General features: G+C 66.6%; 11 protein-coding genes. 8 read left to right on the top strand and 3 right to left on the bottom strand.

Annotated elements, in window-relative coordinates; translation table 11 throughout:
* Positions 1-265: 265 nt before the first annotated feature.
* The 7 genes from FHR96_RS20235 (at position 266) to FHR96_RS20205 (ending at position 8,430) form a co-directional block, all read left to right on the top strand.
* Positions 266-1,555: an NAD(P)/FAD-dependent oxidoreductase gene (locus FHR96_RS20235; RefSeq protein WP_183389521.1), complete on the top strand. Its 1,290-nt coding sequence runs from the start codon at positions 266-268 to the stop codon at positions 1,553-1,555.
* Positions 1,556-1,588: 33 nt separating this feature from the next.
* The gene (locus FHR96_RS20230) at positions 1,589-2,713 is read left to right on the top strand and encodes an ABC transporter ATP-binding protein (RefSeq protein WP_183389520.1); all 1,125 of its coding nucleotides are present in this window, start codon (positions 1,589-1,591) and stop codon (positions 2,711-2,713) included.
* Between the two features lie 10 nt (positions 2,714-2,723).
* Entirely contained in the window at positions 2,724-3,647 is a 924-nt protein-coding gene (locus FHR96_RS20225; RefSeq protein ID WP_183389519.1) for an ABC transporter permease, read from the top strand.
* Entirely contained in the window at positions 3,644-4,441 is a 798-nt protein-coding gene (locus FHR96_RS20220; RefSeq protein ID WP_183389518.1) for an ABC transporter permease, read from the top strand. The genes FHR96_RS20225 and FHR96_RS20220 overlap by 4 nt, the downstream gene beginning before the upstream one ends.
* A 40-nt stretch (positions 4,442-4,481) precedes the next feature.
* On the top strand, positions 4,482-5,546 hold the full coding sequence (locus tag FHR96_RS20215; RefSeq protein ID WP_183389517.1) for an ABC transporter substrate-binding protein: 1,065 nt from the start codon (positions 4,482-4,484) through the stop codon (positions 5,544-5,546).
* Positions 5,547-5,601: 55 nt separating this feature from the next.
* The gene (locus tag FHR96_RS20210; protein WP_183389516.1) at positions 5,602-6,969 is read left to right on the top strand and encodes a glutamine synthetase family protein; all 1,368 of its coding nucleotides are present in this window, start codon (positions 5,602-5,604) and stop codon (positions 6,967-6,969) included.
* Positions 6,970-7,137: 168 nt separating this feature from the next.
* Positions 7,138-8,430, top strand: a complete 1,293-nt coding sequence (locus FHR96_RS20205) for an NAD(P)/FAD-dependent oxidoreductase (protein ID WP_183389515.1) — start codon at positions 7,138-7,140, stop codon at positions 8,428-8,430.
* A gap of 256 nt (positions 8,431-8,686) precedes the next feature.
* Here the strand turns inward: FHR96_RS20205 and FHR96_RS20200 are convergent, their stop codons facing one another.
* Positions 8,687-11,254: a GcvT family protein gene (locus tag FHR96_RS20200; RefSeq protein WP_183389514.1), complete on the bottom strand. Its 2,568-nt coding sequence runs from the start codon at positions 11,252-11,254 to the stop codon at positions 8,687-8,689.
* A gap of 330 nt (positions 11,255-11,584) precedes the next feature.
* Between FHR96_RS20200 and FHR96_RS20195 the strand changes: the two genes are divergently transcribed.
* Positions 11,585-12,133 (top strand): glycine zipper 2TM domain-containing protein, encoded by a 549-nt coding sequence (locus FHR96_RS20195; protein ID WP_183389513.1) that lies wholly within the window; start codon positions 11,585-11,587, stop codon positions 12,131-12,133.
* Positions 12,134-12,253: 120 nt separating this feature from the next.
* Here the strand turns inward: FHR96_RS20195 and FHR96_RS20190 are convergent, their stop codons facing one another.
* Together FHR96_RS20190 and FHR96_RS20185 are read right to left on the bottom strand one after the other, a co-directional pair.
* Complete coding sequence (locus FHR96_RS20190; RefSeq protein WP_246393062.1) at positions 12,254-13,927, bottom strand: ShlB/FhaC/HecB family hemolysin secretion/activation protein; 1,674 nt, start codon at positions 13,925-13,927, stop codon at positions 12,254-12,256.
* 39 nt (positions 13,928-13,966) lie between these two features.
* On the bottom strand, positions 13,967-14,707 hold a 741-nt coding region (locus FHR96_RS20185), incomplete at its 5' end, for an MBG-2 domain-containing protein (protein ID WP_183389512.1).

The raw sequence follows: 14,707 nt of genomic DNA, 5'->3' as shown, positions 1-14,707 counted from the left end.
CTCTGGGGTATTGAATCCCGGCCATGGATCGAGGCGGCCGTGAGTCGGATGGCGACGGCTTTTTCTTTACGAGAAATGCTCGATCTGTTTTTTAGTGTTTTGATTTTCAACAGATAAGAAAAAAACCATGGATTGGTGTTGTTGAATACTTGACATCATTGTGGCGGTTGGTGTCAGACTGTGGGGGACGGAAGCGCCCATCGATTCGATCGATCCAGCGTGTCTTCCGGTAAAAGTATTCAACAACAATAACAGGATGCAATGTATGCGCAGTTCCGTCTCCGACGGCCCGGCTTCCTGGTACCGTGCCTCCATCGCCGTCGAGCTCGACCCCAGCCTGCCGCTGGAGGGTGACACCCGGGCCGACGTATGCGTGATCGGCGGCGGGGTGACCGGCTGCTCCACCGCCCTGCACCTGGCCGAACGCGGCTATTCCGTGGTGCTCCTGGAGGCCGGCGACATCGGTCACGGCGCCTCCGGTCGCAGCGGCGGGCAGATCCTGCCGGGCCTTGGCACCGACATCACCACCGTCCAGCAGGCCCTGGGGCTCTCTCGCGCTCGCGAAGTGTGGGAGATGAGCCGCGAGGCGGTGCGCCTCACCGCCGAGCTGATCGAACGCCATGCGATTTCCTGTGAGCTGGCCTGGGGGTATCTGCATGCGGCGGTCAAGCCGCGTCACGTCAAGGAGCTCGAGGCGTTTCGCGAGCAGATGTCCCGCGACTATGGCTACGAGGCCCTGGCGTGGCTGGAAGGCGACGCCCTGCGCGAGCACGTGGTCACCGATGCCTACCCTGCCGCCCTCCACGATCGCGAGGGCGGGCACCTTCACCCGCTCAACTACACCCTGGGCCTGGCCCGGGCGGCCCAGCGCGCCGGGGTCCGCGTGCATCCGCACAGCGCCGCTCGCGAGATCCGCCGTGGCCGGCCGGCCACGGTCACCACCGAGCGCGGCCAGGTGACCGCCGACTTCGTGGTGCTGGCCACCAATGCCTATCATGGTGGCCTGGTCCCGGAGCTCTCCGGCCGGATCATGCGCGCCGCCAACTACATGATCGCCACCGCCCCCCTGAGCGAGGCCCAGGCGGCGCAGGTACTGCCGAAGAATGATGCCCTGGCCGATGCCAACTTCGTGCTCGACTACTATCGTCTCAGCGCCGACCGGCGCCTGATCTACGGCGGCGAGGTCAGCTATGACGGCCGCGAGCCGCCGCGGCTGCAGGCGCGCATGGATGCCAAGATCGCCCGGCTGTTTCCGGTGCTCAAGGGCGTGCCCATCGAGTATCGGTGGGGCGGCGACGTGGCGATTACCCTCAACCGAGCCCCCGATTTCGGCCGTCTGGGCGACAATCTCTACTATGCCCAGGGCTATTCCGGCCATGGAATGGCCATGGCGGGGCTGGCCGGCAAGCTGATGGCCGACGCCATCGCCGGCCAGAGCGAGCGCTTCGACGTCTTCGCCGCCATGCCGCATCGCCAGTTCCCGGGCGGCCGAGCCCTGCGCAAGCCGCTGCTGGTACTGGCGACCAACTTCTACAAACTGCGCGACCGGCTCTGAGAGAGGCCGCCGACAAGCGAAGAGGGTACCCCCATGAGCGAGACCATGACGGCGGAGACTGCCGACCATCCGGGCGTGCGCCCGGCCGCCGACGAGCAGGACCGGGCGAGCCGCAAGGCGTCCTCGATCGAGATGCAGGGCCTGCACAAGCGCTTCGGGCGCGACACCGTGGCCCTGGACGGCGTCGACCTGGACATCCGGGCCGGCGAGTTTTTCACCCTGCTGGGGCCGTCCGGCTGCGGCAAGACCACCCTGCTGAGAATCCTCGCCGGCCTCGAGGAACCGGATGCCGGGTCGCTGGTGGTGGGCGGCAAGAACGTCACCGAGGTGCCGCCCCACCGGCGCAGCGTCAATACCGTCTTCCAGTCCTATGCGCTGTTCCCGCATCTCTCGGTACGCGAGAACCTGGCCTTCGGGCTCAAGATGCGCGGCCTGCCCGCTGCCGAGCGCAATGCCAAGGTCGACGAGATCGCCGAGTTCATCAAGCTCGGCGACCTGGTCGACCGCCGCGTCGACCAGCTCTCCGGTGGCCAGCGCCAGCGCATCGCCCTGGCGCGGGCGCTGGTCTGCGAGCCCGACGTGCTGCTGCTCGACGAGCCCCTCTCGGCGCTGGATGCCGGGCTGCGCAGCCAGCTGCAGGTGGAACTGCTGCGGGTGCAGAAGCGCCTCGGCATGACCTTCGTGTTCGTGACCCACGACCAGGACGAGGCGATGGTCATGTCCGATCGCATCGCCGTGCTCAACGGCGGCAACATCCAGCAGGTGGGGGCGCCAAGGGACGTCTACGAGCGCCCGATGAACGCCTTCGTGGCACGCTTCATGGGCCATGACAACCTGTACGAGATCAGCGCCCGGCAGGGCGATCGGCTGACCACGGCGCTTGGCACGCTGACCGCCGAGGACGCCGGTGACGGCGAGCTGCTGCTGATCCGCCCCGAGACCCTGGACCTGCTGCCCGGCGAGGTCGCGGGGGACAACCACCTGACGGCGACGGTGGCCGAACGGCTCTACCGCGGCAGCCATGCCGAGTTCCGTCTGGAGATCGGCGACACCACCCTGCAGGCCACGGTCAACAACCGCGGCCGTCACCTGCCCGAGGTGGGCGAGACGGTGACGGTGGTGGTGGCGCCGGAAGACCTGGTCACCCTGAGCGAGTGAGGAGGCGGACATGTCCTATTCCGGCGTAATGCCCACCGCCCGCAGTCGAGCCATGGTCCGCGAGACCCGCCACCTGCTGTTCACGGTGAGCCCCGGCGCGCTGTGGATCTTCATCTTCCTGGTGTTGCCCAGCGCCTATCTGATGGGGGTGGCGTTCATGACCAACGGCCCCTATGGCCTGCCGCAGATGCCGCTGTCGCTGGCCTCCTTCGAGCGCCTGGCCGGCTTCGGCTTCCTGGGCTGGAGCCCGGGCAACTTCTACACCCTGCTGCGCTCGCTGTGGCAGACCCTGGTGTCCACCGGCTTGGTGGTGGTGGTGGCCTATCCGATCGCCTACTACATCACCACCTGTCGCGAGAAGTGGCGGCCGATCCTGCTGCTCGCGGTGGTGGTGCCGTCCTGGACCAACCAGGTGATCCGCACCTTCGGCTGGATGAACCTGCTGGCGCCGGGGACGCCGCTGTCGGGCCTGGCCGAGAGCCTGGGGCTGGTGGCGCCCAACATGGGGCTCTATCCCTCCAACTTCGCGGTTACCCTGGGGCTGGTCTACAACTTCCTGCCGTTCATGGTGCTGCCGCTCTACGGTGCCTTCGAGAAGCTCGATACCGCCCAGGTCGAGGCCGCCCAGGATCTCTATGCCAGTCCGGTACGGGCCTTCTGGCATGCGGTCTTTCCGCAGACCCTGCCGGGGCTGCTGGCGGGCATCGTGCTGGTGGCCATTCCGGCCTTCGGCATGTACGTCATCCCCGAGCTGCTCGGCGGCGGCAAGGGCATGATGCTCGGCAACCTGGTGGCCAACCAGTTCTCCGGCGGCGCCAACTGGCCGCTGGGCGCGGCCGGCGCGATCCTGATGCTGCTGGCGACGTTCCTCGGTCTCTACGTGATGCGTCGTCTCGGCAAGCGCCTGGGCGGTGGCGAGGAGGTGGTGATATGAGAAAGCGGACCCTGCATCGCGGCCTGACCGCCTTCTGGTGGCTGACCCTGGCCTTCCTTTACCTGCCGCTGGCGGTGGTGGTGCTGTACTCCTTCAACTCGGCCAACAGCTCGGCGCACTTCGTGGACTTCTCGCTGCGCTGGTATCACCGCCTGCTGGGCAACGAGGAGATCCTCTCGGCCTTCGGCAACAGCCTGGTGCTGGCCATCACCTCCTCGGTGATCGCCCTGGTGGTCGGCTGCGTGTTCGGCTACGGCATGTACCGCCATCGCCACCGCAAGTTGGGCTGGCTGATCGTGCTGATCTACCTGCCGATCGTGCTGCCCGACATCGTGTTCGGGATCTCCGAGATGGCCTTCTTCGTGCAGATCCACGACTGGACGGGGCTGCTGCAGCCGGGGCTTTCCACCATGATCATCGCCCACGTGACCTTCCAGATTCCCTTCGTGGCGCTGATCGTCTATTCGCGCTTCGTGGGCCTGGACCCGACGCTGTTCGAGGCGGCCAAGGATCTCTACGCGACCCCGGTCAAGCGGGTGGTGCACTTCATGCTGCCGACCATCAAACCGGCGTTGATTTCCGCCTTCTTCCTGTCGTTTACGCTGTCGGTGGATGACTTCGTCATCAGTTTCTTCACCGCCGGACCGGAGAGCGCGACCCTGCCGATCTACATCTGGGGCGCGATCAAGAAGGGGGTCTCGCCGGAGATCAATGCGATTGCGGCATTGATGATTGCCGCCGTGGCTATCGCCGCCATCCTGAGTCTGGCGTTCAGCCGTCGTCGGCCGACCTGAGCCGACACTATCACCCGTAGGGAACGAAGGAGAGCCATCAATGAAGTTCAACAAGATCGCCATGGCCCTGTCACTGGGCGGGCTCGCGCTTGCCGGCCACGCCCAGGCCGAGGAGGGCAAGCTCTACCTGTTCAATTGGACGCAGTACATGGACCCGGCCATCATCGAGGCCTTCGAGGACAAGTACGACGTCGATGTCGTGCAGAACTACTTCAACTCGCTGCCGGAGATGTTCGCCAAGCTGAATGCCGGCGGGGTCTCGCAGTACGACATCATCGTACCGTCCAACTACTACATCCCCCGCCTGATCAAGACCGGCCTGGTCCAGGAGCTCGACAAGTCCCGGCTCGAGAACATCGGCAACGTCATGGAGCCGTTCCAGGACCCGTCCTATGATCCCGAAGGCCGCTACAGCGTGCCCTACCAGTGGGGCACCACAGGCATCATCTACAATGCCGAGACCTTCCCCGACGCGCCCAAGAGCTGGTCGCTGCTGTTCGATCCCGAGGTCAATCCGAGCTATCCCTTCGCGCTGATGGGCGACGGCCAGGTCAGCATGGGCGGTGCCTGTGCCTACCTGGGCCACGGCTACGACTGCACCGACATGGACGGCTGGCGCGAGGCGGCGCGGCTGCTGATCGATACCAAGAACCGCGATACCTTCAGCGGCTTCTCCGACGGCACGCCCGCCCTGCAGCAGCTGTCGCGGGGCGTGATCCATGCCGGGCTTTCCTACAACGGCGACTACCTCTTCTACAAGAGCGAGAATCCGGAAGCCTTCGAGAACCTGAAGTTCATGATCCCCGACGAAGGGGCCGAGATGTGGGTCGACGCCATGATGATCCCCTCAGAGGCGCCCAATCCTGACCTGGCGTACAAGTTCATCGACTTCCTCCTCGATGCGGAGATCGGCGCCCAGCTCTCCAACTACAACTACTACGCGAGCCCCAATGCCGCGGCCAAGCCCTATCTCGACGAGGTGCTGACCCAGCCCCCGGTCCAGCCGTCCGATGAGGACATGGCGCGTCTGCGCTTCACCCCGAGCCTCGAAGGCGAGCAGCTGCAGACCTTTCAGCAGCTGTGGTCCGAGGTCAAGGCGCGGTGAGACGACGGGCCCCGGCCGTCCGGCCGGGGCTCCATCTCCATAGCAAGGAAATCCCATGAGTAACCGCCAGGAACATCCCCATTTCAACGACTGGTTCCAGACCCGCGGCATCACCGAGGTGGAGTGTCTGGTCACCGATCTCACCGGCATCCTGAAGGGCAAGATCATGCCCGCCGGCAAGTACCTGGGCGGTGGTCGCCCGCGTCTGCCGGACTCGATCTTCATCCAGACCGTCACCGGCGGCTATCCCGACGACGAGGACATCCACTTCTGGAATCCCGCCGAGCGCGACATGGAACTGGTGCCCGACCCCAATGCCGTCTTCCTGGTGCCCTGGGCCGAGGACCCCACGGCGCAGATCATCCACGACTGTCACTACCTGACCGGCGAGCCGGTGGAACTCGCCCCCCGTCATGTGCTCAAGCGAGTGCTGTCCTTCTACGAGGCGCGCGGCTGGAAGCCGGTGGTGGCGCCGGAGGTCGAGTTCTTCCTGGTCAAGACCAACATCGACTCCGACTATCCACTGGAGCCGCCGATCGGTCGCAACGGTCGCCAGGAGAGCAGCCGCCAGTCGTTTTCCATCGATGCGGTCAACGAGTTCGATCCGCTGTTCGAGGAGATGTACGACTACTGCGACGCCATGAACCTCGACCTGGACACGCTGATCCACGAGGAGGGCGCGGGGCAGATGGAGGTCAATTTCCAGCATGGCGATCCGCTGCGGCTGGCCGATCAGGTAGTGATGTTCAAGCGCACGCTGCGCGAGACGGCGCTGCGTCATGGCATGTACGCCACTTTCATGGCCAAGCCGATGGCCAATGAGCCGGGCAGCTCGATGCATCTTCACCAGAGCCTGGTGGACGTCGAATCCGGCGACAACCTGTTCGCCGGCGAGGACGGCAAGCCCAGCCGACTGTTCCAGCATTTCATCGGTGGGCTGCAGCGTTACCTGCCCTCGGCCATGCCGCTGCTGGCGCCCAACGTCAACTCCTACCGGCGGCTGATGCGCACCGAGACCAGCGGCTCGGCGCCGATCAACGTCGAGTGGGGTACCGACAACCGCACCGTGGGCCTGCGCGTGCCGGTGTCCTCGCCCGAGGCGATGCGAGTCGAGAATCGCCTGGCCGGAGCCGACGCCAACCCCTACCTGGTGATGGCGGCGTCGCTGGCCTGCGGCTATCTCGGCATGCTCGACCAGCTCGAGCCGCGCCCCGCCGTGGTGGGCTCCGCCTGGTCCGGCGGTCACAAGCTGCCCGACGACATCGGCCCGGCACTGGACCTGCTGCACGACTGCCAGCCGCTGGCCGAGGTTCTCGGCGAACGCTTCACCCACAGCTACCTGGCGGTCAAGCGCGCCGAGCATCGCGAATACTTCCAGGTGATCAGCTCATGGGAGCGCGAGCACCTGCTGCTGCGGGTGTGACTCCGCGAGCCATGTGCCTCAGGGAAGAGGGCGCCGGCCATGCCGGCGCCCTTTTGCGTTGGGTATAGGGATGGCAAGAAAAGCATGTCTCATGCCTTGGCATTTTCCGTCAATGCGCCGTATCATTGGGCATCATGTGTTAAATAAAATAACCACTCTGGAGGCCCCATGAGCGTCTCGAACGATACCGAACACGTCGGATCCTGGTATGCCGCCACCGCCAATCCTTCTCCCGAGCGTGCCGCTCTCGAGGGCGAAGTGAGCTGTGACGTCTGCGTGGTGGGAGCCGGCTTTACCGGCATTTCCGCGGCCCTGCACCTGGCCGAGCAGGGTCACAGGGTCGTGGTGCTGGAGGCCGCCCGGGTAGGCTTCGGGGCCTCCGGGCGCAACGGCGGCCAGATCGTCAACAGCTACAGCCGTGACATGGACGTCATCGAGGACAAGTACGGCGACGAGACGGCCCGGGCGCTGGGCGATATGGCCTTCGAGGGCAACCGCATCATCCGCGAACGCATCGCCCGCTATGCCATCGACTGCGACCTGCGCGAGGGCAACCTGTTCGCCGCCTGCAATGATCGACAGATGAAGGGCCTGGTCGAGCACAAGGCGCTGTGGGAGCGCTACGGCAATCGCGAGCTGGAGCTACTGGAAGGGCGCGACGTCAAGCGCGAGGTGGGCACGGATCGCTACGTGGGCGCGCTGGTCGATCACTCCGGCGGCCATATCCATCCGCTCAACCTGGTGCTGGGGCAGGCCGCGGCGGTGGAGTCCCTGGGAGGGGTAATCTACGAGCGCACGCCGGTGACGGCCATCGAGCATGGCCAGCCGGTGCGGCTGTCCACGCCCCGCGGCATGGTTCGCGCCGAGCGGGTGGTGATGGCCGGCAACGCCTACCACCAGGGCATCATGCCGGCGCTGGAAGGCAAGTCGATGCCCTGCGGCACCCAGATCATCACCACCGAGCCGCTGGGCGAGGAGCGCGCCCGGGTGCTGCTGCCCAACAACCTCGCCGTCGAGGACTGCAACTACCTGCTCGACTATTTCCGGCTGACCGCCGACAACCGCCTGATCTACGGCGGTGGGGTCAACTACGGCGGCCAGGATCCGGCCAACATCGAGGCGGTGATTCGGCCCAAGATGCTCAGGACCTTCCCGGGCCTCGACGACGTGCGCGTCGACTACGCCTGGAGCGGTACCTTCCTGATGACCCTCAACCGGCTGCCGCAGTTCGGGGTGATCAACGACAACGTCTACTACGCCCAGGGCTACTCCGGCCACGGCGTGACCTGCACCCACCTGGCCGGGCGGCTGATCGCCGAGGCCATGACCGGGCGCGAGGAGCGCTTCGACGCCTTCGCCGACCTGCCGCACCTGCCGTTCCCGGGCGGGCGGATGCTGCGCGTGCCGCTCTCGGCCATGGGCGCCTGGTACTACGAGACCCGCGACCGCCTGGGGATCTGAACCGTGCCCTGGCTCGAACGTGGATGACTCGGGCAAGCGCATCGGCGGCTATTATCTAGCGGTAACGCTGTCATTCGTGGGAGCGCTGCTGCGCAGCGCGATCCACCGCGGAGCGGTGGCGCCTGTCGTGGCTCGGGAACGATGAGCCGTCTCGCTCGGGCGCCCTCCGGTGTTCTCATCGCGCCGCAAGCCGGAGCGCCGGACCGTGCAGCTCCACCGCGTCAGTGCCTCCACGCTGATCCGCGACGACCGCGGCTCAACTCTTGGGACGGCGGTTCTCGGGATCGTAGAGCGGCTTGTAGCCCACCGCCGCGATGCGCATCGGGTAGTGCTCGCCGAAGTATTCCATCAGCAGGGTGTCGCCCTCCCGGGCGGCCTCCGTCGGCAGGTAGCCCAGGGCGATGGTCTTGCCCACCGAGGGGCCGAAGGCGAAGCTGGTGATGTAGGAACGCCGCCCCAGGGCATCCACCAGCACGTCGCCGCTCTCGGGATCGAGGATCGGCGCCTGGCCCACCGGGAAGCGGGGCTGGCCCCGGGCGTCCCGCGGGTCTTCCAGGGTCAGGGTGCACAGGTAGGCCGGCTGCCGGTCGCGGCCGCGTTGCTCCAGGTAGGCGGCCTTGCCGTGGAAGTCCGCGGCCTTGACCTTGGGGCGGGCCAGGCCGGCCTCATAGAGGTTGTACTCGGTCAGCAGGTCGACGTTCTGCAGCCGCAGGCTCTTCTCCAGGCGACGGCTGTTGGCGTAGGTCTCGATGCCGACCGGGGTGACGCCGAGCGCGAAGAGCCGGTCCCACAGGGCCAGGCCATAGCTGAAAGGCACGTAGAGCTCCCAGCCCTGTTCGCCCACGTAGGAGATGCGGAAGGCCCATACTGGCAATCCTCCCAGGCGGATCTCGCGGGCCGTGGCGAAGGGAAAGCGCTCTACAGACAGGGCCTCGGGATCGTCGGCCAGCGCCTGCAGGGTGCGTCGGGCATTGGGCCCCCAGACGCCGAGTGTGGCCAGGCTGTCGGTGCGATCCTCCAGATGCCAGCGTGTCAGGCCACGGGCCTCGGCCTGGCGGGTCAGCCATACCAGGTCGCGGTGACCGGTATCGCCGCCGCAGATCACCCGGTAGGCATCGGCGGCCAGGCGCACGATGGTCAGGTCCGAGTGGATTCCGCCGAGCTGGTCGAGGAAGTGGGTGTAGACGCCCTTGCCGATCGGCGTGTCGCCGCCGACCTTGGCCACCGAGAGATACTCCAGCAGCGCCTCGGCGTCGGGGCCGCGCAGGTCGAAGATGGCGAAGTGGGAGAGGTTGATCATGCCCACGTCGTCGCTGAGCGCCAGGTGTTCGGCGTTGGAGACCCGCCAGAAGTGCCGGGCGTCCCACTCGGCCGGGCGTTCCGGAACGCGATCGCCGTAGCGTTCCAGCAGGCGGTCGTTGGCGGCATAGCCGTGGGCGCGTTCCCAGCCGGCGGCCTCCATGAAGTGGCCGCCGAGCTCCACCTCGCGAGGCCAGAAGGGGCCGCGGCGCAGGTTGCGGCCGGACTCGAAGGGCTCGCGAGGATGCACCGCCGGGTCGTAGATCTTGCGGGCGATCTCCTGGCAGCGGCCATAGACGTAGTCCGGCGTCTTCTGTACCGGGTAGAAGCGGGCGATGTCGATGCCGAACGGGTCGAGCGCCGGATGCCCGGTGGTCAGCCAGTCGGCCAGCACCTTGCCCATGCCCGGTCCGTCCTTGACCCATACCGCCTCGCAGAACCACAGCCCGCGCGTCTCTGGGGATTCGCCGAGCAGGGAGCCGCCGTCGTTGGTCACCGAAAGCAGGCCGTTGAAGGAGTGCTTCTCGTCCCAGCCGAGCTCGCCGAGCACCGGGGTGAGCTCGATGGCGCGCTCGAAGGCGTGCATGACCTGATCGAGTTCCAGGTCGCGCATGGAGGGCGAGAGGCGTGCCTGGTGGCGCTCGAGGATCTCGCTGGGGCGCACCAGTCGGGGTTCGCGAGTCTCGTAGTAGCCCCATTCGAGCTGGCCGCCCTCGGTGGTGGCGGGGTCGCCGGTGTCGCGCAGGTAGGCGGAATTGCCCTGATCGCGCAGCAGCGGGTAGCCGATCTCCTTGCCGGTGCCGGCGAAGGTATCGAAGGGGCCGAAGAACAGCAGCGGGTGCTCCACCGGCATCAGCGGCAGGGCGGCCCCGCCCAGCGCCGCGGGGAGCGGCCCCCAGATGCCGGAGGTGACGATGACCACCGGGGTGGCGATATAGCCCTTGGCCGTCTCGACGCCGTGCACCCTGCCGTCGCGGACGTCGATGGCCAGCGCCGGGGTGTCGGCGAAGGCGGCGAGCTTCCCGGAGGCCTTGGCCTCCTCGATCAGCTCGCCGGCGACCTGCTGGGAACGCGGCACCACCAGGCCGGCATCCGGGTCCCACAGCGCCCCCTGGATCAGCGTCTTGTCGAGCAGCGGGAAGCGCTCGGCGGCCTCGTCGGGGTCGACCAGCCGCGCCCGGGTGCCGAAGGCCTTGCCCGAGGCCACCTTGCGGGCGAGCTCCGCCATGCGCTCGTCGTCGCCGACCCGGGCCACCTCCAGTCCGCCGATGCGCGCATAGTGCCCGCGGGCCTCAAAGAAGCGCTGGCTGTAGGTGGTGGTGTAGCACGACATCTTGTCGTGGGCGGTCATGAAGCAGAAGTCCGAGGCGTGGGCCGTGGAGCCGATATCCGAGGGGATAGACGACTTGTCGAGGCCCACCAGATTGCTCCAGCCCAGCTCGATCAGGTGATGGGCCACGGAGGCGCCGACGATGCCTCCCTGACCGATGATCACCGCGTCCGCCTGCGTGGGGAAGGTCGCCATGGTCGTGCTCCTCCGTTGCCCGGGTGCGTGCCCCATCCTGTCAAGCTAATGCACCTCGGGGCACCGGAGTGCCTCATGGCGACCCCGGCATGCGTTCTGGCGACAGACGACTCGGGGTCGGTAGCGAGTGTCGTTGCCCGGCGACAGGGGCGCAGCAACTGTGAAACCCCGCCGCAGCGACTGGAGCGGCGGGTGATGAGGGGCGATACTGACCGACGTCAAAAGCGGCGCAGGAGGCGCCGTGGTCGACCATCGCAGCCGTCTGGAGCGATTCCCAGGATTCCAGCGAGTGGCGCCCCGAGCGCCCGACAACCCGACAAGAGGTGAAACATGAGCAAGTCGATCGTGGTGGGGAGCGTCCTGGCGGTACTGGGTCTTGGCGGCATGGCCTTCGGGGCCTGGCAGGTCCAGGAAAGCCGTCAGCCCCAGTTTGCCGACATCACAGGGGTCGAGCCCTTGACCCGCACCGTGGAGACGCCTCGCGAGGTGTGCGAGAACGTGGTGGTGCAGCGCCAGGCGCCGACCCGCGACCCGCACAGCGTGGTCGGCACGGCGGCCGGTGCCATCGTCGGCGGGCTGCTGGGCAACCAGATCGGCGGCGGCAGCGGCAAGAAGATCGCCACCGTAGCCGGTGCCATCGGCGGCGGTTTCGCGGGCCGCGAGGTCCAGCGCCGCGTCGAGGCCGGCCAGACCGTCTCCACCACCGAGCAACGCTGCCACACCGTCACCGACTCCCACCAGGAGACCACCGGTTACGAGGTCAGCTGGCGCTACGACGGCCAGGCGCACACCAGCCGGCTGGACCGGCGCCCCGAGGGCGAGACGGTTCGCGTGGTCAACGGTGAGCCGCAGTGGGGAGAGCCTCGCACCGAGAGCTGAGTGCCTCGCTATGGCGCCATGGCCCGGTATCCATGGCGCGCCCACACAGCGGAAGGGCCGCCCCGGTTGGGGCGGCCCTTCTGCGTACATCGATCGGTTGGGGCGAGGGGGCCTCTTCGCTTAAAATCGATATGCGGCGGTGGCCCAGATACGCGGGTCGCGTTGGTGGTTGTCCGACAGCGCATCGCCGCCGCGGACTTCCCAGGCACTGCTGATATCCAGATGAAAGCCGGCGTGCTGGTAGCGCAGCCCCATCCCGGTGCCGGCCAGGGAGCGTGAGTCACCGCTGTCGAGGCCGCCGTTGGGGGTGTGGCCCAGATCATAGAATAGATAGGGTACGAGAGCCTCACTGGCCCGATAGCGTAGCTCCATTTGGGCCAGCCAGCCCCGGCTATCAGAGCCCTCACCGGTGGGAAAGGCCCGCACGCCATAGGGGCCACCTAAATAAATGCTTTCCGAGCCATCCAGGTCGTCGCGATCCGCCCATTGGGCGTTCAGTCGGCCATACAGATCGAGGCCATGGCCGAGCGACTGCACGCGCGCCACATTCAGGTTGAGCTTGGTAAAGCCATAATTGCTCTCGGCCATGCTGGTTTGCGACTGCTCCAGCGTACCCGGCGTCACTGCTAGGGTACCGAAGGTGATGCCACCCCGACCCAGGCCGTCGCGGGCATCGAAGCGCACGCCGAGCGGCAGGCCGTGGCTCTCGGTGGCCTTGCGGTAGTCGGCAAAATCGATGTTGTCGTCCAGATCCTTGTACTGGTAACGCGCGCTCAGTGACACATTGGCCTGCTGGCTGCGTAGAAGCGGGTAGCTAAGCGTTGCCGAATAGACCGCCGCCGTACCGGTGTAGCCTTCGAACCCCCTGCCCAGGGTGTAATCGGTATGCGCATAGCCCACTTCTCCGCGTAGACCGTTGGCGCCCAGGGGGCGTGAGTAGCTTATATTCCCCAGCCAGGTCGCTTCGTTGGTGTAGAGTGCGGAGAGGTTCAGCTCGTCGCCGACGCTCAATACCCGATGGGCGGCAAGCGTGGCGCGAGCGCGATATTCCCCTGAGAAGCGGCTGCCGTGGTTATCAGCGCCCAACTCGACGGCCAGGCGCTCGGCGTCGCCTACCCGTACTTCCAGGTCGCCCTGGCCCAACTCTGCCCCCGGGCGCATGATCGGCGTTACGGAGAGGCCCGGCAGGTCGCCTAGCAGCAGCAATTGACGCTCCAATGGGGCCGACTCGATCAGGCGTCCCGTGGCCAGCGGCGCCAGGTAGGGGCGTGCGGCATCGGCCAGTGCGGCATCGTCGCTGGTAGCCTCGGCCTGGCCATAGCGCCCCTCGAGCACCCGAAGGGTCAGGACGCCATCATCCAGGGATTGGGCGGGCAGGAAGGCGCGGGCGAAGAGGTAACCTTGCTGGCGATAATAGCGGCTAACCTGGTTGGCCAGATGGCGCAGCCCGGCCAGATCCAGAGGCTCGTTCAGGAGGTCATGAATTACCTCTTTCAATGCCTCGTCGGAGAAGCGGGTATTGCCCTCGAAGCGAACCCCCGACAAGGTGATCTGCTGACCGCCGTCCTGTTCCTCTACCAAGGGGTCGCCTCCTAGCTCCCATGTCATGGAGGAAGAACGTGGCGCGATGGTTTCCGGTTGGCTCTGTTGCAGGATCTGACCGGCATCCGGCGGTGTCTGGGCCCGGGTCTCCGGGCCTGCCAGCAGCCCGCCGAGTAGCGCCAGGCCCAGGCAGGTTGGTCGTCTCCGCCCCGGCTTGGGGCGAAAGGTCGTGATCTCATATGGCGATTGCATGGTTTCCATTTCCCCGTGGCAATGATCCATTTGCGGCGCTCAGGGCGAGAAAGGTGTGGTATTGACGCCGGCTGGTAGGCGAATACCGTCTTCTTCCACACGCAGGTGCAGCGTCTCGAAGGGTTGCGGTGCCGGTTCATTCTCCGTCAGCGCTGTCCCTGCCTTATCGGTGGTGCGCCGTTGCAATACTGCGATGCTTACCTCCGCGGGGTAGGCTATCGAGCCGCTTTTTTCCGGTTCTGGGCTCGGCTCGGGTTCGGGCTCCGGCTCCGGCGTGGGGGGGAGGGGGGCAATCAACAACTCGCCTTCCTCAAAAGTGATGACATAGTTGGGGTTGGCGGTGTCAGTCAGCGAGCCCTGCTCGATGGCATAGCGCCCCACCTCTTCACCGGGCTTCCGGAGCAGGTCACCAGTCAGGCTCTCGTCGGCCACTAGGCCGCAGTCAGTTGTTGCTGCACCACAGCCGGCCTGCCAACTGAGGGCCGGGTCGGCCTGGCCGTGGCGCTTGCGTTGGTCATCCGCGGTTAAGGTGACCGGGCGAGGGGTGACCGTTAGCTCTCCCGCCACGAAGGTCAGCAGGTAGTTGCCGTCCGATCCGCTGGCGGTGTGAGCGTAAGTGCCCGCGTCTTTGCCGCTGCCGCCGCTGGTGGTCACGCCGCTGAGCACGCTTTCGTCTTCGCCGCCCACCAGGCCGCTGGCGGTAAAGCCGCTGACGTTCTGCGTGGTGCCGTTGTAGGTCACGCTATCGCTGTTGGCGGTGACGGTGGCGTTCGCCTTGTC

It is taken from the genome of Halomonas organivorans (assembly GCF_014192055.1).
GTDB classification, from domain to species: domain Bacteria; phylum Pseudomonadota; class Gammaproteobacteria; order Pseudomonadales; family Halomonadaceae; genus Halomonas; species Halomonas organivorans.
The sequence above is the reverse complement of the archived record's forward strand: the minus strand, read 5'-3'. Positions and strand labels throughout refer to the sequence as shown.